Origin of the sequence: Achromobacter sp. 2789STDY5608615, assembly GCF_001298995.1 — a bacterium.
Classification (GTDB): domain Bacteria; phylum Pseudomonadota; class Gammaproteobacteria; order Burkholderiales; family Burkholderiaceae_B; genus Achromobacter; species Achromobacter insuavis.
Genome location: NZ_CYTY01000019.1, coordinates 1 through 22,352 on the forward strand (window position 1 = coordinate 1; position 22,352 = coordinate 22,352).

Annotated in this window: 21 protein-coding genes and 2 pseudogenes; 2 read left to right on the forward strand and 21 right to left on the reverse strand. The window is 63.3% G+C overall.

Going from position 1 to position 22,352, the window contains the following annotated elements; all coding sequences use genetic code 11:
• Window positions 1–57: 57 nt before the first annotated feature.
• The 5 genes and pseudogenes from AOZ49_RS17490 to AOZ49_RS17505 form a co-directional block, all read right to left on the reverse strand.
• Window positions 58–426: pseudogene (locus AOZ49_RS17490) on the reverse strand (tyrosine-type recombinase/integrase); the annotation flags it as partial.
• Between the two features lie 110 nt (window positions 427–536).
• Window positions 537–1,448 (reverse strand): TIR domain-containing protein, encoded by a 912-nt coding sequence (locus tag AOZ49_RS31805; RefSeq protein ID WP_082380488.1) that lies wholly within the window; start codon window positions 1,446–1,448, stop codon window positions 537–539.
• A gap of 222 nt (window positions 1,449–1,670) precedes the next feature.
• Window positions 1,671–2,222 carry a cytochrome b gene (locus tag AOZ49_RS17495; RefSeq protein ID WP_054476819.1) on the reverse strand — a complete coding sequence of 184 codons (552 nt, stop codon included), beginning with the start codon at window positions 2,220–2,222 and terminating at the stop codon, window positions 1,671–1,673.
• A 25-nt stretch (window positions 2,223–2,247) separates the two neighbouring features.
• Window positions 2,248–3,225, reverse strand: a complete 978-nt coding sequence (locus AOZ49_RS17500; protein WP_054476821.1) for a cation diffusion facilitator family transporter — start codon at window positions 3,223–3,225, stop codon at window positions 2,248–2,250.
• Between the two features lie 141 nt (window positions 3,226–3,366).
• The gene (locus AOZ49_RS17505; protein WP_054476823.1) at window positions 3,367–4,989 is read right to left on the reverse strand and encodes a methyl-accepting chemotaxis protein; all 1,623 of its coding nucleotides are present in this window, start codon (window positions 4,987–4,989) and stop codon (window positions 3,367–3,369) included.
• 427 nt (window positions 4,990–5,416) lie between these two features.
• On the opposite strand from AOZ49_RS17505, the gene AOZ49_RS31810 reads away from it, so the two are divergent.
• The gene (locus AOZ49_RS31810; protein WP_082380489.1) at window positions 5,417–5,854 is read left to right on the forward strand and encodes an acetyltransferase; all 438 of its coding nucleotides are present in this window, start codon (window positions 5,417–5,419) and stop codon (window positions 5,852–5,854) included.
• Window positions 5,855–6,109: 255 nt separating this feature from the next.
• Here AOZ49_RS31810 and AOZ49_RS17515 read toward each other — a convergent pair whose 3' ends face one another.
• From AOZ49_RS17515 to AOZ49_RS17525, 3 genes are read right to left on the reverse strand one after another with little or no spacing between them, the layout of a single operon-like run.
• Window positions 6,110–7,084, reverse strand: a complete 975-nt coding sequence (locus AOZ49_RS17515; protein ID WP_054476827.1) for a hypothetical protein — start codon at window positions 7,082–7,084, stop codon at window positions 6,110–6,112.
• On the reverse strand, window positions 7,081–7,668 hold the full coding sequence (locus AOZ49_RS17520; RefSeq protein WP_054476828.1) for a hypothetical protein: 588 nt from the start codon (window positions 7,666–7,668) through the stop codon (window positions 7,081–7,083). Before AOZ49_RS17520 ends, AOZ49_RS17515 begins: the two co-directional genes overlap by 4 nt.
• Before the next feature lies 1 nt (window position 7,669).
• Complete coding sequence (locus AOZ49_RS17525; RefSeq protein WP_054476830.1) at window positions 7,670–8,320, reverse strand: hypothetical protein; 651 nt, start codon at window positions 8,318–8,320, stop codon at window positions 7,670–7,672.
• 565 nt (window positions 8,321–8,885) lie between these two features.
• Between AOZ49_RS17525 and AOZ49_RS32550 the strand changes: the two genes are divergently transcribed.
• Window positions 8,886–9,311 carry a hypothetical protein gene (locus AOZ49_RS32550; protein ID WP_156355674.1) on the forward strand — a complete coding sequence of 142 codons (426 nt, stop codon included), beginning with the start codon at window positions 8,886–8,888 and terminating at the stop codon, window positions 9,309–9,311.
• Between the two features lie 142 nt (window positions 9,312–9,453).
• Here AOZ49_RS32550 and AOZ49_RS17530 read toward each other — a convergent pair whose 3' ends face one another.
• The 13 genes and pseudogenes from AOZ49_RS17530 to AOZ49_RS17590 all read right to left on the reverse strand — a co-directional run bounded on the left by AOZ49_RS17530 (window position 9,454) and on the right by AOZ49_RS17590 (window position 22,321).
• On the reverse strand, window positions 9,454–9,813 hold the full coding sequence (locus AOZ49_RS17530) for a Rap1a/Tai family immunity protein (RefSeq protein ID WP_054431223.1): 360 nt from the start codon (window positions 9,811–9,813) through the stop codon (window positions 9,454–9,456).
• A 78-nt stretch (window positions 9,814–9,891) separates the two neighbouring features.
• Entirely contained in the window at window positions 9,892–10,512 is a 621-nt protein-coding gene (locus AOZ49_RS17535) for a hypothetical protein (RefSeq protein WP_054476925.1), read from the reverse strand.
• Window positions 10,513–10,618: 106 nt separating this feature from the next.
• A pseudogene (locus AOZ49_RS17540) lies at window positions 10,619–11,445 on the reverse strand (hypothetical protein).
• A 112-nt stretch (window positions 11,446–11,557) separates the two neighbouring features.
• Window positions 11,558–12,166, reverse strand: coding sequence for an LON peptidase substrate-binding domain-containing protein (locus AOZ49_RS17545; RefSeq protein ID WP_054476832.1), 609 nt, complete (start codon window positions 12,164–12,166; stop codon window positions 11,558–11,560).
• Between the two features lie 9 nt (window positions 12,167–12,175).
• A complete protein-coding gene (locus AOZ49_RS17550) occupies window positions 12,176–12,583 on the reverse strand; it encodes a carboxymuconolactone decarboxylase family protein (RefSeq protein ID WP_054476834.1) in 408 nt (135 codons plus the stop codon).
• A 97-nt stretch (window positions 12,584–12,680) separates the two neighbouring features.
• Window positions 12,681–13,862, reverse strand: coding sequence for a hypothetical protein (locus AOZ49_RS17555; RefSeq protein ID WP_054476837.1), 1,182 nt, complete (start codon window positions 13,860–13,862; stop codon window positions 12,681–12,683).
• Between the two features lie 436 nt (window positions 13,863–14,298).
• Window positions 14,299–15,792, reverse strand: coding sequence for a M81 family metallopeptidase (locus tag AOZ49_RS17560; RefSeq protein ID WP_054476839.1), 1,494 nt, complete (start codon window positions 15,790–15,792; stop codon window positions 14,299–14,301).
• Window positions 15,789–16,442 carry an ANTAR domain-containing response regulator gene (locus AOZ49_RS17565; protein ID WP_082380490.1) on the reverse strand — a complete coding sequence of 218 codons (654 nt, stop codon included), beginning with the start codon at window positions 16,440–16,442 and terminating at the stop codon, window positions 15,789–15,791. Before AOZ49_RS17565 ends, AOZ49_RS17560 begins: the two co-directional genes overlap by 4 nt.
• Window positions 16,443–16,444: 2 nt before the next feature.
• Window positions 16,445–17,605, reverse strand: a complete 1,161-nt coding sequence (locus AOZ49_RS17570; RefSeq protein ID WP_054431212.1) for a transporter substrate-binding domain-containing protein — start codon at window positions 17,603–17,605, stop codon at window positions 16,445–16,447.
• Between the two features lie 38 nt (window positions 17,606–17,643).
• On the reverse strand, window positions 17,644–18,357 hold the full coding sequence (locus tag AOZ49_RS17575) for an ABC transporter ATP-binding protein (protein WP_054476842.1): 714 nt from the start codon (window positions 18,355–18,357) through the stop codon (window positions 17,644–17,646).
• Window positions 18,354–20,273 carry a branched-chain amino acid ABC transporter ATP-binding protein/permease gene (locus tag AOZ49_RS17580; protein WP_054476844.1) on the reverse strand — a complete coding sequence of 640 codons (1,920 nt, stop codon included), beginning with the start codon at window positions 20,271–20,273 and terminating at the stop codon, window positions 18,354–18,356. Before AOZ49_RS17580 ends, AOZ49_RS17575 begins: the two co-directional genes overlap by 4 nt.
• Entirely contained in the window at window positions 20,266–21,099 is an 834-nt protein-coding gene (locus AOZ49_RS17585; RefSeq protein WP_054416553.1) for a branched-chain amino acid ABC transporter permease, read from the reverse strand. Before AOZ49_RS17585 ends, AOZ49_RS17580 begins: the two co-directional genes overlap by 8 nt.
• A gap of 55 nt (window positions 21,100–21,154) precedes the next feature.
• On the reverse strand, window positions 21,155–22,321 hold the full coding sequence (locus AOZ49_RS17590) for a substrate-binding protein (RefSeq protein ID WP_054476846.1): 1,167 nt from the start codon (window positions 22,319–22,321) through the stop codon (window positions 21,155–21,157).
• Window positions 22,322–22,352 lie beyond the last annotated feature (31 nt).

Sequence of the window (22,352 nt, forward strand, 5' to 3'; positions counted from 1 at the left end):
TCATTGCCGTTCCTTTGTGAACGGACTCTACATCGATTTCGTACTAACCACGGGGAGCAGGTCATGGGTTCCATATGCGGTATCGTCGAGGCCAATCGATGCGACCCAGCGATGCTCAATCCGGGCGTACTGCCGCGTCGACAGATGCGGCGACGTATGCAACCGGCTCGGAAACAGAAAATCCGCCGCCTTTAGCCCTCGCGCTTCGATCCATGCTTCAAGGCTCTCACGGGATTGCTCCGTAATTTCGAATTGGACCGGACGCTGGGTCTTCTGTTGCATGACGGTAGCTCTCGCGGCTACGTAGCGTCCGTGACGGATGTCCTGTACCTGCAATCGCGTGAGATCGCACGCTCGAAGCTTGCTATCAATTGCGAGATTGAACATCGCGAGTTCCCAGATGTTCGATGCCATCTGAAGTCTCATTCGGATTGCCAAAATTTCTCTATTCGGCCTATAGCAGACGTCAAGTAATGGACGCGATTTATATATGTCTCTACTGGAGTACGGCTCAGGTTGTTAATTAATTGGTTTTGTTAATCAATCAGAATCTTATAGCTGAAAGTTACTGATGGGCGGATATATGAAGCAGACCTTTCCTCTTCTTGTACACCTTCAATTTTCATAATTGCTAGATTACCTAGACTGTTCATCAACACCATGCTTTCCCCAACGTTTGCATCTTCTGTACTCCCTGGCCCTAGAAAACTCGCCACACTCTTTATGTCAAAATCTGTGCTAGTGATCAATCCGATAGCATGCAGACCGTAACCGGTATATACGCAAACTTTATTTATATTGCGGCGGCTGAAAGATAATTTGAATTCGTATTCGCCATGACCTAGCGTGTAATTTTTAAAGTCTTTATATTGGTATGTGGCTTTGCCCTCCAGTTGCGGGTTTGCATAGTTTGAAGGATCTCGCATAGCATCTATTCTTTCGATCCGTGCTAGACGATCTAGATACTGCGGCATCGAGAGAGCATTTACTTTGTCTGCTGGTAGCCCTTCTATCCAACGCCAAAGATCATCAACCTGCTCAAGTCCTGGAAATTGCTCCTTGTGGGGGTATGAATTGAAATCAAACCCCTTGGGCTTATGATCCGCCAACCAAGAAGGTAGGCTAAATTGAGGGTTGTTGACGTAAAGAACAGAAAGCCAAGAAGTCGACTTTTCGCTGAATACGCTCTTTATCCAACTGTTCTCTGCACCAACTCCTGACTCAGGGAGTTTGTCTGCGCGATTGACATAATTTTCATCAACAATCATTAGTACGCGATCAGCTTCAATCACACTGCGCATGAAGCTGCTCAAGCTAGCTCCATATTTTTCAGAGCTATCAATTAGCACTGTATAGCCAAGCCAGCGTATATGAGTTGCTAATTGCCTAACCAATTCCCGGTGCCTATCCGATGTCCAAGCGTACGAGATAAAAATACTTGTCTTCATGTTCCTTTACCCACAACAAAGCTAGCAAATAATTCCAAGAATACTACCCATGCGAAGGTCCGTTCTTGGCCGATTGCAGACTTTCGTCGCCGTCTGCTTGATCGGTCTCAATGCAACGTCCAGACTCCGCCTCGAACGTGGGAAAGTTGAAGGGAGCAGCGCCATCAATATCCCCTCGTCCCTTCGAGGCATTTCGTGCGACGCGCCCCACTCGAAGCAAACTCATCGCCGCCCAGGCAACATCCTCACCAACGTGTTATCCCGAAGCACATAATGATGCAACAACGCCGCAGCAGCATGCAGCCCCACTAGGAAATACCCCACCGTAGCCAAGGTCTCATGCAGCTCCTTGACCCGATCCGCCAGAGCCTTATCCGGCCCCACCAGCGCCGGAACCTCCAACCCAAACAACGGAATCACCTTCCCTCCCGCGCTGAGCATCAGCCACCCCAAAATCGGCGTGACGATCATGAACGCATACAACGCGTAATGCATCAGCCGTGAAAGCACATCCTGCCACCTCGGCATCGGCGGCCGCACGCCAGGCGCCGCACCCGAAGCCACCCGGATAACCACCCGCAAAACCACCAGCCCGATCACACACAACCCCAGCGAGAAATGCAGCGCCTTGATGTTGTTGTACAGAGCGGTGCCTTTGGTGGCCAGCCCGCGCAATTCCATACAGGCGTAGACCAATGCCAGGACCACGAGCATGAGCCAGTGCATGGCGATCACTAGGCCTGCGTACTGAGTATCGGAGTTCTTGATTTTCATGTCTCTTCCTCGTCGTCAAAACGCGCTACGGACAGCCTGGTTCGATAATCGCCCTGCCCTCGGCGCCTTGCGTGCGCGCGTCGGGAGGTCTCCAGGGATCAACATGGGTCATCACGTTCAATACACGATGCCGTTGCATGACGCGCTGGCGCGCTTGCACGGCGATCTTGTGGCCTTCCTCGACAGTCAGCCCGGCGTCGATTTCCAGGTGAGTGTCGACGACGATCATATCCCCCATTTTTCGGGTGCGAAGATCGTGTACGCCGTGAACGCCTGACGTTTCCAGCAAGGTGCGCTGGATCGCGGCGGCTTCGTCCTCGTCGATGGCACGGTCCAGCAGGTCGTGCAAGGCGTCCCAGCCGAAGCTCCAGCCCATCCGGGCCACCATGAAGCCCACGATGGCCGCGGCGATCGGGTCCAGTATCGGGTATCCCAGCAGGTTGCCGACGATGCCCAGGCCCACCACCAGCGACGATGCCGCGTCGGAGCGCGCATGCCAGGCGTTGGCCACCAGCATGCTGGACTTCACGCGCTTGGCCACGGCAAGCATGTAGCGGAACAGAGCCTCTTTGATGACCAGGGCGGCACAGGCCACCCAGAGCGCGACGAGGTGGACTTGCGGGATCGCGTCGGGCTGCTCCAGCTTGGTCACGGCGGACCACAGCATGCCGCCGCCGACCAGCAGCAACAAGACGCCCAGCGCCAGGGACGCCGCGGTCTCGTAGCGATAATGGCCGTAGTGGTGGTCCGCGTCGGCTGCTTTCTGGCCATGCCGGTTGGCCAGCAGCACGATGAAGTCGGCGATCAGATCGGAAGAAGAATGAATACCGTCCGCGATCAGGCCCTGGGACTTGGAGAAAATGCCGATGACGATCTGCGCGGTGGCGAGCACCACGTTCACGCCCACGCTCACCCAGGTGCTGCGGGCGGCGGCGGCCGCGCGTTCGGCCGGGCTGTGTTCATCGTCCTCCAGGTCTTCCAGCGGAGGCGGAAAGGCGGTCATGGTTCGTGCTCCCGTTCTTGCAATCTAGCCTTGCGGCGTTCGGGCCTGGAGCATAAGCACCGAAGCCTGAACGGTTGATGAACGTGGATTAGCGGGGCATTGCGCCCCGCTCATGATCCGGCCCGTAATGAGACGTACTGATCAGGTCAACATCAGCGCACCGCGCTCGCGCGGCTGAGCGGCAACGTCCCCGCGTCGCGTGGCATCCTCGCTCAATCGGAACACACCGACCGCTCTCACCAACGCATGCGCCTGGTCCTGCATCGAGCCCGCTGCGGCTGCGGCTTCTTCGACCAGCGCGGCATTCTGCTGGGTCACCTCGTCCATCTGCGACACCGCGCGGTTGACCTGCTCGATGCCGGAGGCCTGTTCCTGCGATGCCGCGGCGATCTCGCCCATGATGTCCGTCACGCGCTTCACCGAGGCGACCACTTCCTGCATAGTGGTGCCTGCGTTTTCCGCGTGGTTGGCGCCCTCGGCCACTTTGCTGACGGACGCTTCGATCAGCGTCTTGACCTCGCGCGCGGCCTGCGCGCTGCGTTGCGCCAACGACCGCACCTCGCCCGCGACCACCGCAAAGCCCTTGCCCTGCTCGCCCGCCCTGGCCGCTTCAACGGCGGCGTTCAGCGCCAGGATGTTGGTCTGGAACGCGATCCCATCGATGACCGAGACAATCTCGGAAATCTTGCGCGAGCTGGCGGAAATATCTCCCATCGTGCTGACCACCGCCGACACGACGGCGCCGCCACGCTGAGCGACTTCGGAGGCGCTTGCCGCCAGTTGATTGGCCTGGCGCGCGTTGTCGGCATTCTGCTTGACGGTCGACGCCAGTTCTTCCATCGATGCGGCGGTTTCTTCCAGCGACGCGGCCTGCTCTTCGGTTCGGCTGGACAAGTCCGTGTTGCCGACCGCGATCTGCCCGGCTGCGCTGGAGATGGTTTCGGACCCGGCGCGAATGGTGCGAACGGCGCCGGCCAGCTTGTCCTGCATATCGCGCAGCGCATGCAGCAGCCGGCCGGTTTCATCCCGGGTGACCGCGTGGATGGGTTGACCCAGGTCGCCACGCGCCACCGTCTCGGCCACCGACACTGCCTGCGCCAGCGGCGCCGTGATCGACTTGGACACCCGCCACGCGAACAAGCCGCCCAGCACGACGGCCATGGCCGACAGGATCAGGTTCAACATGCCCGCGTTGTCGATTACCCGCTGGCTGTCGGCGCCTGCGTCCACCATCTCGGCAGATTGAATCCGGGAGATCTCCACGACGCGGTCTTGCAGGCTGTCCAGAAGCGGAAGGGTCTCTTCCAGCAAGCGCTGGCGAGCGGCGTCGCGCTCATTACTCTTGAGGAGTGCGCCCACGCCCTGGAATGACTTCACATAGCGACCGCGCACGTCTTCCAATAACCGCAACTTCAGGCGTTCATCGTCGGTGCGAAACAACGGCCGCAGGGTTTCCAGCGCCTGGTCGATCGCCTTTCGATTGGTGTCGATGCGGGCAAACAGGGTTTCGGCGGTGCGGGGATCGGTATTGACGATCAGTTCGAGATTGGCGCGCGCATTGGCGCGGGTTGTCACGTCAATAATGTTGATGGCGTTTGCTTTGGCCCAAGTCTGTTCCGTGATCGCGCGGTTGATGCCGCCGATGTGGGTCAGTTCGTATTGCGATAGGCCAGTGAGCGCCAATAACAGGGCGAGTACAGTGCCAAAACCCAGCGTCAGCCGGGTGCCAATGGAGAGGTTGCCGATAGTGAAACGCGAGCGCATGAATTTGTATTATGACAAAGGGAAAACCCTAGTATAAAAATCATGACGCATATAGCAACGAGCTTGTGATGAGGGTTTGCGATTTCGCATGCGGGGGGAAATTTTTTGTGGCTGCCAGCTTTCTCGCGATCACGAAGAAGTCAAGTGACGACCAGTTCTCCCTAGCTCCCGGTGGCGCGGAAGTCGATGGCGTGCTGTGACGCGCGCCCCAAGCCGACAGCGGCATGCGAGGTTGGGGGAAGGCATTGACGTTTTCTTAATCGTCCCCTCCCCCCCCGAGGCGTTGCGCGCCTTCCTGCCGAGTAGTCGTTGATGACGGCCGCTTTCGACCCAAGGGGCCGTCCAGCACCTTTCGCCGGTGCAGCGACGACTACGCAGGCGTGAACAGGCATACTTCACCTCAATCTAAACAGTTTTGAAGATTGCTATGTGCACACTGCGCACATCACGTCCTGGAGACGGCCCCGCTCTCGTTGACCTTTGGCGACGCTCCCTGGATGCCACCCATCACTTTCTCAGCGCCGGGGATCGAAAGGCCATTGACACCGAAGTGTGTGGCTTTCTGCCCCATGCTCCAGTGACTGTCGCAGTCGATGAAAATGACAATCCCCATGGCTTCACGCTGATCGATGGGACACATATGGAGGCGCTCTTCATTGATCCCGATGATCGTGAAAATGGTATCGATCGCCAATTGTTGCAGCACGGTTTATCATTGCATGGTGCATTGACCGCGGACGTCAACGTGAAGAATTCTCAAACTGTCGGCTTCTATCAACGGATGGAATTCGTTGAAACCGGGCGTTCGGAGAAGGATTCGCAAGGGCGACCTTATCCGCTGATTCATCTGCGTTACCCAGGCTAGCTGGCAAGCAGGCCCTCGCGGCTCCAGACGACCCAAAGCGGAAATAACTTTCTTTCGAAAGCAGCCGCTTGGGCTATAGGTGGGCGCACTCATTCCATTGCTTGCTGTCGGCGGCTCATATCGATCGTCCGTGTTTGACTAACGCACATCTCGTGCGTATCACCGAGCCGTGCAGGATATGACAGCTCCTGTCGCAAGTCCCCCTAGCACCAGATCGGCTCGCTGCCATGGCGATTCGCGATGTGGGGGCCGCGGCTAGGCCCCGGAAGTATGCTGGATCGGGATGAAACTGAGGCTCCTTAGCGTGTGCGTGAACAGGCAGGCAGGCGCGTAGCCAGGTTGACCGGGCACGAAAGTGCCACAGCCAAGCTTTCTGTGCTTCACACAATGACCGCCGGAGAAGTCAGCGCCTTCGATACCGGGCACGAGTTCGTGCGCGCGGGGGCAACGCAAGAGCTCGCCATCTGCGAAGATCTGTTGCGCGAGTTCGCTCGTGAAGACCTGCTGGCCCCAAGCGTTGCGCACCTCGTCAGGCATGCCGTGCAACTGGAGTTTGCCGTTGTAGACCTCAACCCGAGGTAGTTCCATCGACAGCGCGAACTTGATCAACTCAGACTCAGTGTTAAAGGTCGCGTTATTGCTCTCGATACGAATCTTCAGTAGGGGCACGCAGATATGCTGCGCGACAAAGCTTTCCCAAACGCGGTGCGCGGTGTACAAGTTACCTTGTGGTGTCACTGTGTCCCAGTCGCCCTGAGACATGAGCGAATGGAGAATGGCTTGATAGTGCTGCTGCACGAAGTCAGGATACGGGACCTCACCTTTCGCGAGGTCCGCTTTGTCACCATCGGTCAGACCGCGGATCAGCGCGTACCCCGGATTCATGAGCTCCACTTTGGTCTCTTGGTCGTCGATATCCTCGACGGAGAAGAATGACGTCGACAGCGCGAGGTCCGACAGCCTGAAGACCAGTTCACGTGGGAACTTCGGAATATCCTTGCCGCGGAGATACTTGCTGATCAACAGGTCAGACGCGGTGTAGATTTCGTACTGTCTGGCCACAGCGTCAAGATTCTCCTCCTTTCTTGCATCGAACGCCTTCGGTGGTCCGTAGTGTTCGAGCGTACTTGGCGGCAGCTCGGGAAACATTGCGCCGACCAGCGAACGCGACGCTCCGTGTGCAATGCCCTCCACAATCGCCTCATAGCCCATCGGGAGCAGGATGGTCACCGGGCGCAGATCCCCCCCCCGGGTGAGCCGATGCCAACTGACATAGGGAACGCGGGAACCTTTGAGACAGTCGGCTTTCCGTCGCCCCTCATTGCCGGGAATGGCACGTCTAACCAAGCATCGGTTGTGTGCCCGTGGACGCCAAACTGAGAGAACGGCGCGAGGAAGTAATCGGTGCCGGCTCGAAACCCCCGCGAGAATCGCAAGAGCCTTCGAACAACGGCTGGGGCGTCACCAGAGCCCACCCATTTCGACAGCGGCAACTGCCAGACGACTCTACCCTCAGCGAGCTCGATGGCACACTCGACGAAGCGGCGGAGCGCCACCATGCGAGCAGTGAACATCGACAGGCCGCCGAGCGTACCGAACGTGTGGAGATAATGCAGCCGTTCGTGCATCACGGCGCTGTACTCAAGTAGCAACTGGAATAGCACCTTCTCGTCGCCAAGGTACCGCGAGATCAGCTTCGGATCCTTTATGAGTTCGATCGTCTCTGGCGACTGATTTACCTCGACAATCGCATGCCCGTGGTGGAAAGACCCGATCACAGTATCTTCGCGGTGCGAGAACATCTTCTGTTGCATGTCAGAACCTGATGTTCCAGCGGTTGTCAGAATGTTGGAAGTCGCCCCGCTGCGAGCCCCACGCAATGTTCTTAATAATTTTGCGTGCATCGAGCTGCTTTAGCGCATTAGCGAGCTGCTCGGCGGCGAGGCCCGACTCCTTCTGAAGCCGCGCATTGTTCGGGTCTTCTGCATAGCGCGCGCGGCACACCCCTAGGGCTCGGACGACGGCGATCGCGTGGTCGTCCTGCGGCGACTGCAGTACCGATACATTATTCCAGAGCGCCTTCAGCACCTTCATTCCGCTGCCGAGGCTTCCGAGCGCCCATTGTCCGAAGAACGCGGTCACGACGAGACCGAACACCGCGACCAAACTTTCCTGTGCTGCGTTCGAGAAACTGAAAGCGACCACTTTCACGGAGCCCGCGCTGTTGGCATCGGCATTGAACAAAATGCTCTTGAGAGTTGCGGGCTGACCCGTCGCCGGATTTGTCATCTGTATCCTGCCGACATCGGCCTCCTCCCGCAGGACTTCGGCGAGCAGCCATGAGAGCTTCTCGACGTCGGCATCGGGCATCTGCATGACGACCTGCTCGACGAGGGACTCGTCGAGCTTCGCGGCACGCAGCACAAAAGGAACTAACTGGGTTGACAGGACAGTGGATGAAGGCATTTGGGTCTTCTGTGTAAGTGAATGGACAGTATGCACATACTGCCACAAGCAATCTAAAGGAATGCGCATTGCGGCGATTTGACTTTGCTCTAGCAGCCAGTTATCGCATCGGCGCGCGACCATCCGCTTTCAGGCGTTTGATCGAACGTCGCTTATTGGCCGTTAGTAGTCCGCCACCTTGGCCTGCTAACGACCCATCCTGGTCGTTCACCGTCGCCTTGGCCGAATGGCCAATTCTGAGTTTTCTGCCGTCACTGATGTTCTCGCTAGCGCAAGCCCTTTCTCCAACGGAGAGCTCGGTCCCTGGCAGTCGAGCGTCACTAGGTTTTCACTACCAACCACTGCAACTAGGTGTGGAAGCCTTCAGTCATTCGTTGCGATCGATAAAGGTCCGGAATATCTAAACCCCGGATAATGGCACAAATAGCCATAAACGTGGGCGTTATTCGTGCATTCATATTGATCAGGGATTCATAGAATTTACCTGATTGACGGATCAAACTGCTTCAATAGCCTGACTGCTTTTTCAGTGATCAAAAGCAATCAAACAGAAGGAGTTTTACCTATGGACATTTCCAAAGGCATACCCCTAACGACAAGGTCCCGCAGCATTGCAGACTTGAATCTTCCGCTGGTGAAACCGACCGCTAACTTTGCTCATGATTTGGCAGCCTCGGCTGAAGCGCTGCGCAAAGCGGAAGCAGTCGAACGAGGCATCGGTCGCCTTGAGGCCGACAACTCGCCCCAAAATGCCGTTCAGGTTGTCATGAAGGGAGATCAACGCGTCGCGACTATTTATAAGTCTGGCGTCGTAGAGGTTGCCGATCAATACGCCGAACAATTGAAGGGCTTGAATCTTCCTAGTGATGCATCCAGCAATTTGGGATCGATTCGTGCAGCAATGATAGCGAAGGCTGTGAGCGGGGAAATTCTGGATCTGAAAACATCTTCCCCCGCCTCTTCGCAATCTCGGTTTTCGATAACGGCATAGAGCCGGCTTAATCTATTTTAAGAGTGCGGCCCGTCCAACATAGGTTGACACCTATTGGACGACATCGATATCAAGCTACGGACCTGACACCCGACGAACTTCATCTAAGTGCCGCCCTGGGGGAGTATTGGCGGAAAGGATCCTACCGGCAAGCGAAAGACTGACGAAGTGCCTCGCTCACCAGCGGGCCGGCATTGTCCGCGAGACGGCTGGTCGGCAGCTTGGACAAGTAGCTGTACACCCTGTCCTTCAATTCGTGAGGAAGGACGCCGGTGGGCGTGCACCAGACCGTGCCTTGTGTCTGGTCGGCGATGCCGACCACGTAGGCCTGCGCATAGGAGGAAGAAAATTGGCGGCGAAGCGATGCATCGCGGAGTTCTGAGGGCATCCGGCCTTCAAGGGCCGCGACCAGCTCGGCACCCGTAAAGTGCCAGGTCCTGGTTCCCTGCGCCTGGCAGACCGCGCAAGCGGACAGCATGATAACCAGTGGTAGCAATCGCATTGGAAATTTTGCCTCTTTGGCCCGCCTGGGGGCCCTGTCGTGTGCACGCGGTTGTCCCTGCTGGACGCAGCTCTGGTCTCAAAGATGCTCGAGTTGATTGCGCGGCTGGAACTCCGGATCCTCGTTGCCTTCCAGCATCGCGTCCACCATGGCATCGAATGCGCCAGCTGCTTGGCCGAGTGCTTCGGGCGCCAGGAATACGGAGCCGCCGTTTCCGGCGAGTTCCAGCGCAGCCACCGTTTCTCGTTCATCTTCCTCGCCCCAGAGATAGTCGTGGACCACTGCAAGGCCACGACCATCCGCCTCGAAAAAATCGGCCGCTCCACGCGCTATCGAAAAAAAGACGATGAGGTCGTAGAGGTTTTCGGAATAGGTCAGCGAGCCTGCAACGAAGCGCGTTCCTGTACGGTCGTAGGCCGCAACTTTGATGTTCTCGGCCTCCGCGGATGTCAGGATGGCCCCCAGCGCCGCGCGGTTGTCCGGATGGCGGGCCAGCATGGCGTCGCATTCCGCAATGAGCCTGCCCAGATCCTGATTGCTGGAGGCGGCCAGATCCTTGCCTTCGGAGAGATACCACTGGCCGCCGATGGCACGCCAGTCCGACCATCTTGATGCCGCCGGCGCCGGGGCCGCGAGCCATCTGGCAAGATTCTCGCGGGGCATCTGGAGGTTGAGAAAGGCCGAATAGGGTTCGGACATGGCAGCCATCGACTCTCAGGTTCTGATCAACCTTGCTTTTACCAAATATGGGCCGTCAGGCCAATTCTCGACAAGATTCGTTCAGTTGAGAGGAGGCCCCCGTCAATCATCCCCTCCCCCCCGCCGATGCATTCCTGGCCTCAGCCAACGCCACCGTCAAATGCATCACCTTCTTCTTCAACTGATCCCTTTCATCAGTCAACCGCGCCAGCAACTCCCGTAGCCGCGCCACCTCCGCCGGCAAATCCGCGATATTCTCGATCGGAATATCCGGCACCGCCTCTTTCGGCGGCGGCGCCTTGGCCTGGCGCACTTCGCGCGCCGCCTGCTGCAATTCCTTCCTGCCCCCCCCCCCGCCACCGCCGCCGCCTGCCGCTCCTGCGGCAAGGTCGCGACCGCCGCCGCGGCGTTGATGGAGATCGCCCCATCCTTCACCGCCCGCACCAATTCCGGCGCGGCGGCCTTTTGAATCCGCTCGATCTGCCCCAGCGTATTGCTGCTGATGCGCGCCTCACGCGCCAACGCCTGCCGGCTGAATGCAGCGGCCGGCGGGATGGGCGGCGGTTCCGGCGGCGGCGTGCTGCCGTCGTCTTCCCATGGCGGCACGCTGCGCGATTGCAGGATCTCCTTCTTGCGCAGCGCCAGCACCCCGCGCTGGAAATCCGACACGCTGCGCCGGCCCAGGTGGTTCTCGATCATCCACAGATGCACGTCGTCCATCGACTTGAACGAGGTGTTCTGCCTGGTCTCGAACGGAATGCCGTGCTTCCTGCACAGCGCGTAGCGGTTGTGGCCGTCGATCAGCAGGTCGCCCCACAGCACCAGCGCGTCGCGGCAGCCTTCGGCCAGCAGGCTGCGTTCGAGCGCCTCGCGCTCGTCGTCGGTCAAGGGGTCAATATAGGCGCGGAGGCCTTCGTCAATCCTGATATCCATGGTGTCCAAAAAACAATTCAAGCCCAGCCCCGCCGCCCTGCCCGGTTGGCCTGGCGGGGGGGCCATGCCAGACGGCCGCCAGGCACCGTCAAAAAGCGCCACCTGCCGCTGGCTAGGCCTGCGGCCCTTCCAGCGCAATGCGCACGGCTTCGAGACGAGCACGCGGATCCGTCAGCGCCAGCAGCCGGACCTTCTCCGCCGCCGGCAGCGGCAACAATTCGCACCAGCGGTCGGCCACCCAGGCGCATTCATCCAGCCGGTACGGCGGCGCCACCGGCATGCGGTCGGCGGGCACGCCTTCCTGCTGCCATTGGGCCACCAGGCGGCCCAGCGCGTCGGCGCAGGGTTGCAGCGGCGCCGGCACGGGCAGCGGCGGGTCGTCGGGGATGGGTTCGATTTCGCCCATCCAAAGACCGTATTTTGCCAGTTGGCTGGAGACCAGGCGAAAGCGGCTCGTCCCCACGCAGCGCAGCTGCAGCAAGGCGGGCATGGGCGCGTCCCAGGCGTCGATGCGGGTCAGGGTGCCGGTGTCGGCCAGGGTCTCCTGGCCTTCGGGCGAGCGGACTTCGTTGCCGGACAGCAGCGCGACCACGCCGAACTCGGTGCCGTCGGCGATGCAGCGGCGGATCATGTCCAGGTAGCGCACTTCGAAGATGCGCAGGTGCAGCACGCCAGCGGGGAACAGCGCGTTGGACAGCGGGAACAGCGGAATGGTCGCCATGGCGGCGCCCTATTTCACGGTGAAGGCGTCGTCGACGGGCACCTGCATGGCGGTGACCTGCGCGTTGGTCTGGGCGGCCATGCCGATGACGGCGAGCAGTTCGGCGTGCTGGCCGTCGGTCATGCCCTTGGCGCGGGCGGCAGCGGTGTGGGAATGGATGCAGTAGCTGCAGCCGTTGGCGGTCGATACCGCGATGTAGATCATCTCGCGCACCGGCGGCGGGATTTCGCCGTCGGCCATCATGACCTGCTTGAGCTGTTCCCAGACGCGCTTGAGCTGCGGAGGGTCGTTGGCCAGGGCGCGCCAGAAGTTATTGACGAAATCGGATTTGCGGGTGGCGCGGATGTCTTCGAACACCGCCCACGCCTCGGGGATCTTGCGCGCTTCTTCATCCGACAGCAGATGCACCGTAGCCATATGCCACTCCAACGGGTAAGGGGCCGGGCGGCGGCGTGCCGCCCGCGCAATGTCCCATTGAACTGGAAAGCCCGGCGCGGTTCAAGGCGCGGGGCATTCAGTAATAGGTCACCCTGACGAGCACCTGGGTCGAGTATTTGCCGATTTTCAGTTCCTTGCCTGGGTCCGGCATCAGCAATGCGGTATAGGTGTGGACCGCCGCGGCGGGGTTGTAGCCGACCAGCTGGCCGAAATTGCCGACATCGGCGCGTGAAGGCGGCGCCGGGGCGGGCAGGATGGTGACGGGGAGGTTCGCATTGTCGGCATCGAGTATCTGCATTTTCAGTCCGTTATCGACGCCGTCGTCATTGCTCAGGATGATGGACTGGCCAGCATCGTCGAGGCGCCCTGCCCCTTGCAGGACGAACTGCGCCGCGAGCAGCATGAGGAATTGGGTTTGAGCGTTATCCGGACTGGCGGGCGCGGTCAGGGAGCCGATAGCGCAGGACGGGTTGATTCGGCCCGTCACGGTGAAGGGGTGCTGTTGTGGCAGGGTGCCCATATAGCCCGTCACCGCCATGACCCTGTCGAACTGCACCAGATTGTCCACACTGACATCGCCGATGCACTGCGGAACGTACTGCATGCGCGTGGCGGAACTGGTGATGAATGGACCGGACGAAGACCCCGCTCCATAAGCTGGGGCCAGTTTGAATATGGTTGCCGAGGGAACCGGGTAACGCGCCGCTGGAGGGTTATCGTTCACCACCGACAGCTTGGCGGCAATGCTGACAGTTCGCGGGCCCGAAGTCCCTGTGTAGGGAAGGCCGGCCTCGTGGGTTTCCGATATCGGCCTAGTCCCCGGGATCAGGTTCGGATACCACGGGTTGCTCTCGTCGCCATTGACGATGATTGCCAGCTGCAATCCCGCCTTGAGCAAGGCATCGTTCAGCTTGCCGTAGTCGGCGAGCGCGTACAGCTGGGGAGTGACGGTAGAGGCATTACCTAACTTGTCAAAGTAGTAGCATTCATAGTTGATGACATAGGTGATCGTTCTATAGATTTCGGTGCCGGGCGGCGGCAGCTTGCCAAGCGTGAAATTCACGGAAGGGATCAACTGGATATTGAAGCCGCCGGAGGAGGTACATCCTCTTCCCGAGGTCTGAGCCTGCGCCAGGCCCGGCAGTCCCATCAACGCCGCGCAGGAGATGATCAGCATCCCTGCCCTTGACCTGCCCTTGCGGGCCCAAAGGCTCCCGCCGTGGCGAGGGGTTTGCGCCGTGATTGTCGTGTTGTTCATTGATGCGTTCCATTGCCCAGGCTGCAGGGTGAAGTCGGCGCCGAGGGCGCGTGCCGATGCCGCAGGCAGATGCCTGCCTGGGGATTCTGGGGGAGCCGGGCGGTTGCGGTCGGCGTGACCCATGGCCTGATTTATGCGATCGCGGTTGTTTCGCTATCGCTGGCGCGGTGACGATGCGCCGGCAGACCTGGGCACGACGTCTTTATGCGTTGGGATTTTGCACAGGAAGGATTATCCGAACGTTAACTCCGCGTCGGATCGATCTTGAGCGTGTCCCTGTCTGATCGGACACGTCATCGTGGAGCGCTGATCGCCACCATGACCGCTATTGAACGGGAAAGCCCGCCGCGGATCAAGGCGCGGGGGTAAACAGCCGCATGGCGCGCCTGGAACATCCCCGCGCCGCCGCCCTCACGGCGACATTTGCCCCCCCCCCTCACGCCGACATCTGCGCCGGCTTGAACGGATCGAGCGGATAGCGCGGCCGGTTGCGCCGCTGGTACGGGAACAGCGAGAAGTCCGAGCTGGTGACGCCGGGGCTGTCGCATTCGATCAGGGCGCACGAGATGGGCACGAACACCGGGCGGCAGTACATGCGCGACTTGACCAGGATGAAGCGGGCGGCGCGCGGGTCGATGCCCAGGCTTTCGAAGACGCCCAGGTCCCAGGGTTCGTGGGTGCGTTCGGTGATGACCAGTTGCGCGGCGCCAATGTCCAGCACGGCGCTGCGGCCCATGCAGGCGGTCTGGCCGGTGCAGGTGGGACCGGTGATGACGTAGCTGCCGTCGGTGATGGCGCGCACCACGCCGGTCAGCGTCACCGGCGCGGCGGGCCGGCCGATGGCGGGGATGGGCAGCTTGTTGCCGACCGGCAGTTCGACCCGGGCGCCCTGCCCGGCCGCGATCATGGCGGCGACGGCTTCGGGGTCGCAATACAGGCCGGCGACGATGCCCGTCAGGCCGGCGTCGACGGCGGCGACCAACACGTCCATGGTGTCGCAGGTGCCGCCGGACATGCAGTTGTCGCCGTGGTCCAGCAGCAGCACCGGGCGGTCGGCGCCGCGCGCCAGGGCGGCGGCGCGTTCGAGCGAGGCGGCCAGGGGTTCGGCCTCGTAGACGAAGCCGTCGCGGTCTTCCCAGATGGCGGCGGCCAGGCCCGCGGCGACGCGCTCGGCGGCCTCCGCGTCGCCGGCGGCGACCACCACCACGCTCAGGCACGGGTCGGGGATGTCGGCCAGGGCGAAGCCGGCCAGCACCGACACGCCCAGCATGCCGCCAGCCTCGGCGCCGCGCGCGGCCTGCACGGCGCGGCGCATGGCGCCTTCGGCGGTGTTGCTGCGCAGGGTGTGGCTCATGAGCGGCAGGCGGCGCCAGGCCAGGCGCGGGCGCGGGCCGCCGGCGAGCCAGTCGAACAGGAGGCGGCCGGCATGCTCGCCGGTTTCGTACATGTCGATGTGCGGGTAGGTCTTGAAGCTGACGATGACGTCGGCGTTGTCGATCATTTTCTGGGTGACGTTGCCGTGCAGGTCCAGGGCGACGGCGATCGGCACGCCGGGGGCTTGCTGGCGCAGGCGTTCGAGCAGGTCGCCTTCGCCGTCGTCGGTGGTCTCGACGGCCATGGCGCCGTGCAGGTCCAGCAGCAGCGCGTCGCAGCCGGCGGCGGCGGCGACGATGCGGTCGCACAATTCACGATAGGCCTGGCCGTCGACGCGGCCGCTGGGATAGGCGGTGGCGGACACCGGCGTGACCAGCGTGGCGCCCTGCGCTTGCGCCAGGTCGATGAAGGCGGACATGGCGGTGCGCTTGCCGTGGTTCTCTTCGTAGGCGGCGCGGTCGTAGGTGGGACCGTCGTTGCCGAAGGCGGACAGCGGCGTGGGCACCGGCGAAAAGGTGTTGGTCTCGTGGTTCATGCGGGCGATCATGACTTTCATGCCTTGCCTCCGTTATTGCTGTTGTTGTGCGGGTCGGGGCGCGCGCCGCCCAGGCCCAGTTTTTCCATGGCTTCGCTGGCCTCGACGATCATGGCGGCGACCTCGGCCACGCTGACCCGCAGGCCGGTGGCGCGGGTCCGCATGTGTTCGTAGGCGGCGCGTTCGTCCAGGCGCTGGTGGTCCATCAGCACGCGGATCGCCTTTTCGATCACGCGGCGCGCCTTGATGGTGCTTTCCAGCTTGTCGATCTTGTTCTGCTGGCGGTTCTGGAACTGCTTGGCCGAGCGCGCCAGCACCAGGGTGCTGAGGATGCCGGCCGAGCGGAATGGCCGCGTCAGCACGCCGTGGGCGTTGGTCTTGAGCAGCTGCTTCAAGGTGGTGGGGGTTTCGTATTCGGACAGCGCGATCAGGGTGGCGTCGACCTCGCTGGCGGACCAGGCGAACGAGTTCTGGCCGCATTGCGAGACCTGGAAGAACACTACGTCGGCGCCGGCCGGCGGTTTGTCGGGGAACGGCCAGACCAGGTGGATGCGGCAGCCGATGCGCTTGAGCTGCTCGACCAGCAGGTCGCGGTCTTCGCCGGGCGGATAGGCCACGGCGACGGCCACGCTGCGCAGGTCTTCGTAGAGGCGGCGGAGGCTATGGTCCATGCTCATGCCAGCCAAAACTCGTCCAGGCCGAAGGCCGTCAGGTAGGGGTCCGGCTTGACCGGTTCGCCGCTGGCCCAGACGATGTCGAAGCGGCCGTCGGCGCGGCACAGGCCGATGCGCGGGGTCAGCACGCTGTGGTTGTTCTCGGCCAGGATGGTCAGCCGGCCGCCGGGCGCGTCAAAGCCCACCTGGTGCACCGCCTGCACCAGCTTGCGCGTGTCCAGGCTGCCGGCGCGCTGCAGGGCGCGCGCGAACAGGTGCACCTGGCTGTAGCAGGCCTCGGCGTAGACGCTGGCCGGCCGGTCGCCGAAGCGGGCGCGCCAAAGGTCCAGGAAATGGGCGTTGGCGGGCGAGTCGACGGTGTTGAAGTAGGTGGCGGCGGTGATGTGGCCGGCGCACAGGGCCGGGCCGATCTCGGCCACCTCGGATTCGGCCATGGTGAGGCTGGCGATGGGGATGTGCGGCGCGCCCGGGTCGGCCTCGCAGGCGGCGTGGTAGCGGCGGTAGAAGCGCTGGGCGTCGTCGCCGATCAGGGTGGAGAACACCACATCCGGCTTGATGCGGCGGATGTCGCGCACCACGTCGATGATCTCGCCTTCGTCGCAACCCAGCGGCAGGTAGGTTTCGTCGAGGATCTCGCCGCCGTGCTCCTCGACGGTGTCGCGCATGATGCGGTTGGTTTCGCGCGGGTAGATGTAGTCGGCGCCCACCAGGAAGATGCGCTTGCCGCAGTGCTGGATCAGGTAGGCGGCCAGCTGCATGCTGCCCTGGTTGGGCGCGGCGCCGGTGTAGATGACGTTGGGCGAATACTCGAAGCCTTCGTAGACCGAGGCGTACCACAGCAGCGCGTTGCTGCGTTCGACCACCGGCAGCATGGCCTTGCGGCAATGCGAGGTGCAGCCGCCGAAGATCACGTTGACCTCGTCGTCCAGCAGCAGCCGCGCGGCCAGGCGGCGGTATTCCTCGGCGTCGCTGCGCGGGTCGTAGACCACCGGTTCCAGCGGCCGGCCCAGCACGCCGCCGAGCGCGTTGATTTCCTCGACCGCCAGCACGGTGCCGAAGAAGTGCTGCGATTCGGTGGTGCCGGTCACGCCGCTGCGCGAATACAGCACGCCGATGCGCCATCCCGGCGTGGCGGCGTCCGTGTCAGTGCGGGGGGTCATAGGGGCATCCTTGTGCTCGAACGGGGTTCATGCGGGGCTCAGACTTTCAGGTGGTCCATGATATGGCCGGCGGCCCCGGGCGCGCCAGCCTCGCCCTGGTCGACGATGGCGCCCTGCTTGAGCACCAGGTAGCGGTCGGCCACGTCCAGCGCGAAGGCCACGTTCTGTTCGACGATGAACATGGACGTGCCGCGCCGTTCGCGTTCCCAGTTCAGGGCGCGTCCCAGCCGCTCGATCACCGAGGGTTGCAGGCCTTCGGTGATTTCGTCCAGCAACAGCAAGGCCGGCCGCTGCATCAGGCCGCGCGCCACCAGCAGCATCTTCTGTTCGCCGCCGGACAGCGTGCCGGCGTATTGCCGCAGGCGGCTGGAGAACACCGGGAACAGCTCGGCGATCTCGCCGAAGCGTTCGTCGAACAGGCGATCATTGGGCAGGCCCAGGCGCAGGTTGTCGCGGATGTTCAGGTCGGGAAACAGCGGCTGGTCCTGGGCGGCGTAGGCGACGCCGCGGCGGGCGACCTCGTGCGGCCGCAGCCGGGTGGCGTCGACGCCGCCCAGGCTGACCTTGCCGCGCAGCTTGGGCAGGTAGCCCATCACGGTCTTGAGCAGCGTACTCTTGCCCATGCCGTTCTTGCCCAGCAGCGCCACGCAGGCGCCGCCGGCCACGGACAGCGAGATGTCGTTCAGCACCACGGCGCCTTTGTAGCCGCTGGCGACGTGGTCCAGGCGCAAGGCCGGGGCGGCGTGGCTCATGCCGGGGCTCCTTGGGACGGGGTGGGTTGCGGGTCGGGCGGATTGCCGCCGGGGTTTTCGCCGAGGGTGCCGGCCTGGGCGCCCTGCCCGGCCGGCGCGCTGCCGGCGTAGATAGTGCGCACCAGTTCGGATTCGGTCACCTCGCGGAAGCTGCCGTCCATGACGATGCGGCCCTGGTGCAGCACGATGATGCGGGTGGCCACCTCGGCGACGAAGTCCAGGTCGTGCTCGACCAGCAGGCAGCACAGGCCGTGGGTGTGGGCCAGGGCCGACAGCACCTGGCCGATGCGGGCGCGCTCGTCCTTGCTCAGGCCCGCGGTGGGTTCGTCCAGCAACACCACGCGCGGCTCCAGCGCCAGCACCATGGCCAGTTCCAGCGCCTGCTGCTGGCCGTGCGAAAGGTCGCGCGCCACGCGGTCCAGCTGCTGGTCCAGGCCGGTCATGCGCAGCACCTCCAGCGCGTAGGCCGGCAGCGCCAGCCGCGGCGACCGGCGCCGCCACGACGGCCGCTCGCGCAGCGTGGTGGCGATGCGCAGGCTTTCGGCGACCGTCAGCGTGTCGAAGATGTTGGCGTTCTGGAACTTGCGGCCCAGGCCGTAACGCACGCACTGCTCGGGCCCTTCGCGCTTGACCGCGTGGCCGCACAGTTCGACGGCGCCGTCGCTGCGTTCGGCGCCGTCGGCGATGCAGCGCATCAGCGTGGTCTTGCCGGCGCCGTTGGGGCCGATCAGGCCCAGCAGCTCGCCGCCGCGCGCCCGCAGGTCGATGCCTTCCAGCACCTTGAGGCTGCCGAAGCGCTTGGCCACGCCGGCCAGCACCAGGCCGCCCTCGCCGCCCGGGGCGCCGGCCCCGTGGCCGGGAGCGGCGCCCGCCGCCGACGCGGTGGCGGGCGCGCGTACCACCAGCTCAGGCACCGGCGCCGCACGCCGGCGGCGCCACGGCGCCAGCAGCAGCGGCAGCAGCCCGCGCGGCAGCAGCAGGATCACCAGGATGAAGGTCACGCCCAGCACCAGCTGGTAGACGAACGGCATGTTGCCGCTGAGGTACGAGCCGGCCACGTTGATCAGCACGGCGCCCAGCACCGGGCCCCACACCGTGCCGCGTCCGCCCAGCGCCACCCAGATGATGAGTTCGGTGCCGAACACGAAGCCGGTCAGTTCCGGCGCGACCACGCCACTGAAGGCGCCGTAGCCGAAGCCCGCCAGGCTGGCGACCGCGCCGCACACCACCAGCAGCGCGATGCGCCAGTGGGCGGTGTTCAGCCCGAGGTAGCTGCAGCGGCCCTCGTTGTCGCGCAGCGCGGCCAGGATGCGGCCGCCATCGCTGCGCACCGCGACCCAGGCCAGCAGCGCCACGATCGACAGGCCACCGGCGGCGATGACGTACCAGGCTTCCAGCGACAGGTCGAAGGTGTCGTAGCCGGTCAGGCCGGACGAGGAGCCGGTGTAGGTGCCGCCCGACAGCACGACCTGGGTCAGCACGATGGGCAGCACCAGCGAGATCACGGTGGCGAAAAACGGCGAGGCGCCGCGGTAGAACGACAGCCAGCCGGTGGCCAGCGCCAGCAGCATGGCCGCCCCCACCGCCACCAGCGCGGCCGCGAGCGCGATGCCCGGCGAGAAGCCGTAGTGCGTGAAGGCCAGCCCGGCGGCATAGGCGCCGACGCCGAAGAAGGCCGATTGGCCGAAGGTCAGGTAGCCGGTGTAGCCCCACAGGATGTCCACCGTGACCGCCGCCACGGCGAAGAACAGCGCCTTGATCAGCACGTTCAGCAGATAGGTGTCGAACAGCCAGGGGCCGGCCACGGTCAGCGCCAGGCAGGCGACCGCCAGCCACAGCAGGTCGCGGCCGCGGGCGGCGCGGCGCGGGTCGGCGCGGGTCGCCAGCGCCGGTTGCGCGAGGGAGGAATCAGTCATGGGCGAATCCTTTGGGACGCAGGCGCAGGGTCAGGGCCGCCAGCACCGCGATGGTGACGCCGCCCAGGATCGGGCTGATGAACACGCCCACCAGCACCTGGCAGGCGCCATAGACCAGGCAGGTCAGGAGCAGCGCGGTGATCGAGTTGCCCGACACCATCACCAGCATGAAGGCGCTGACCAGCCACGGCAGCCCCATGTTCGGATCGACGCTGGACAGCGGCGTGATGAGCGCGCCGGCCAGCGCCCCCAGCCCCGCGCCGAGCGCGAAGGTGGTGAAGCGGATGCGTTCGGCGTTGATGCCCAGGCCGCGCGCCAGGTCCTCGTTCATGATGACGGCGCGGGTCCGCACGCCGAAGCGCGTGCCGTTCAGCAGCAGCGTCAGCGCCACGTACAGCAGCAGCGCGCCCGGCACCAGGAACAGCCGGTAGGCCGAGTATTCGGTGCCCAGGAACGGCACCGCGCCCTGGATCGGCGCGTCGGCGAACTGCACCTCGCGGCCGAAGGCCATGGTGATGAGCTGGCCGATCACGATGCCCAGGCCCCAGGTGGCCAGGATGGCGTCCAGCGGCCGCTTGTACAGCGGCTGCACGATCAGGCGCTCGACCAGCATGCCCACCAGCACGCCCGCCGCCAGCGCGCACGGCAGCGCCAGCCACGGGTCCAGCCCCAGCCGCGTCACCACCAGGGCGGCGTAGCTGCCCAGCGTGATGATGGCGCCGTGGGCGAAATTGACGATCTTCATCACGCCGAAAATGATCATCAGCCCGGCCGTCACGATGAACAGCATGGCGGCCGTGCTCAGGATGTCCAGCATCAAACCCATTGTGTTCTCCTGCGCCGCCGGCGAACCGGCGGCGCGCAGGGTGTGGCTTAGCGCGTTACTTCAGGTCGGGGCACTGCGCGCCCGGATCGACCTGGTTGAAGGTCTGCAGGATCTTGATGGAGCCGTCCGGCTGCACCTGGCCCAGCCGCATGGTCAGGGCGGCGTGGCGCTGGCGGTCCATCTTGACCGGGCCGCGCGGGCCGTCGAACGACACTTCGCTCAGCGCCTGCACCACCTTCTGCGAATCGGTGCCGCCAGCCTTCTCGACCGCCGCCTTGTACAGGAAGAAGGCTTCGTACTGCGGGCCCGAGAACTCGTTGGCGGTCTTGGCGTCGGCGCCGAACTTGGCCTTCAGGCCGTCGAGGAACTTGCGGTTCTGCGGCGTATCGATGCTGGTCAGGTACGAGGCCGACAGGTACATGCCGACCGCCGTGTCGCCCATGGTCTTGGCGGTGGCTTCGTCGATCGCCAGGTTGCCGTAGGGCATGGTCAGGCCGGCCGCCTTGACCTGCTTGGCCAGGCTGACGTTGGGGCCGCCGCCGGCGGTGGAGCTGATCAGCGCGTCCGGGTTGGCCGAGCGGATCTTCGAGACCACCGGGGTCCAGTCGGAGCCGTCGATGGGCAGGTATTCCTCGCCCACCACGCGCCCGCCCTGCTTCTCGATGTATTCGCGGGTGAACTTGAGCATGCCGCGGCCGAAGGCGTAGTCGCTGCCGACCAGGAAGAAGGTCTTGGCGCCGCGTTCCTTCATGAAGTGGTCCACCACCGGCGCCACCTGTTGCTCGGGCACCCAGCCGTTGACGTGCATCCAGCGGTTGCACGAGCGGCCTTCGTAGAACGAGGTGTAGATGTACGGCACCTTGCCGCGCGAGACGATGGGCAGCGCCGCGTTGCGCGCCGCGCTAGTTTCCATGGCGATGATGGCGTCCACCTTCTTCTGGAACACCAGCGTGTCGTAGGCCTTCTGCGCGCCGACCGCGCCCGAGGCGTCGTCGGCGATCTCCAGCACCACCTGGCGGCCGAGGATGCCGCCGGCGGCGTTGATTTCATCGGCGGCCAGCTGCGAGGCCTGCACCACGCCGGGCGCGACCACGCTGTTGGCGCCCGACAGGCCGACCGGCACGCCGATGCGCAAGGGCTCGGCCGCATGCGCGCCCGCCGCGCCGGTCAGCGCGGCGATGAAGGAAAGTCGGATGAGGAAGCTGCAAGTGGGGTTTTTCATGGGGATTTCTCCTTGGGGGCCGGCTGTCCGC

Coding starts and splice junctions, on each gene's coding strand:
- AOZ49_RS17505 (WP_054476823.1), bottom strand. CDS start 4,989: ATGCGCTCGCGTTTCACTATCGGCAACCTCTCCATTGGCACCCGGCTG.
- AOZ49_RS17570 (WP_054431212.1), bottom strand. CDS start 17,605: ATGACCCCCCGCACTGACACGGACGCCGCCACGCCGGGATGGCGCATC.
- AOZ49_RS17560 (WP_054476839.1), bottom strand. CDS start 15,792: ATGAAAGTCATGATCGCCCGCATGAACCACGAGACCAACACCTTTTCG.
- AOZ49_RS17530 (WP_054431223.1), bottom strand. CDS start 9,813: ATGCGATTGCTACCACTGGTTATCATGCTGTCCGCTTGCGCGGTCTGC.
- AOZ49_RS17535 (WP_054476925.1), bottom strand. CDS start 10,512: ATGTCCGAACCCTATTCGGCCTTTCTCAACCTCCAGATGCCCCGCGAG.
- AOZ49_RS17565 (WP_082380490.1), bottom strand. CDS start 16,442: ATGGACCATAGCCTCCGCCGCCTCTACGAAGACCTGCGCAGCGTGGCC.
- AOZ49_RS17555 (WP_054476837.1), bottom strand. CDS start 13,862: ATGAACAACACGACAATCACGGCGCAAACCCCTCGCCACGGCGGGAGC.
- AOZ49_RS31805 (WP_082380488.1), bottom strand. CDS start 1,448: ATGAAGACAAGTATTTTTATCTCGTACGCTTGGACATCGGATAGGCAC.
- AOZ49_RS17590 (WP_054476846.1), bottom strand. CDS start 22,321: ATGAAAAACCCCACTTGCAGCTTCCTCATCCGACTTTCCTTCATCGCC.
- AOZ49_RS17550 (WP_054476834.1), bottom strand. CDS start 12,583: ATGGCTACGGTGCATCTGCTGTCGGATGAAGAAGCGCGCAAGATCCCC.
- AOZ49_RS17580 (WP_054476844.1), bottom strand. CDS start 20,273: ATGACTGATTCCTCCCTCGCGCAACCGGCGCTGGCGACCCGCGCCGAC.
- AOZ49_RS17520 (WP_054476828.1), bottom strand. CDS start 7,668: ATGCAACAGAAGATGTTCTCGCACCGCGAAGATACTGTGATCGGGTCT.
- AOZ49_RS17495 (WP_054476819.1), bottom strand. CDS start 2,222: ATGAAAATCAAGAACTCCGATACTCAGTACGCAGGCCTAGTGATCGCC.
- AOZ49_RS17585 (WP_054416553.1), bottom strand. CDS start 21,099: ATGGGTTTGATGCTGGACATCCTGAGCACGGCCGCCATGCTGTTCATC.
- AOZ49_RS17545 (WP_054476832.1), bottom strand. CDS start 12,166: ATGGCGACCATTCCGCTGTTCCCGCTGTCCAACGCGCTGTTCCCCGCT.
- AOZ49_RS17525 (WP_054476830.1), bottom strand. CDS start 8,320: ATGCCTTCATCCACTGTCCTGTCAACCCAGTTAGTTCCTTTTGTGCTG.
- AOZ49_RS31810 (WP_082380489.1), top strand. CDS start 5,417: ATGTGCACACTGCGCACATCACGTCCTGGAGACGGCCCCGCTCTCGTT.
- AOZ49_RS17575 (WP_054476842.1), bottom strand. CDS start 18,357: ATGAGCCACGCCGCCCCGGCCTTGCGCCTGGACCACGTCGCCAGCGGC.
- AOZ49_RS17500 (WP_054476821.1), bottom strand. CDS start 3,225: ATGACCGCCTTTCCGCCTCCGCTGGAAGACCTGGAGGACGATGAACAC.
- AOZ49_RS32550 (WP_156355674.1), top strand. CDS start 8,886: ATGGACATTTCCAAAGGCATACCCCTAACGACAAGGTCCCGCAGCATT.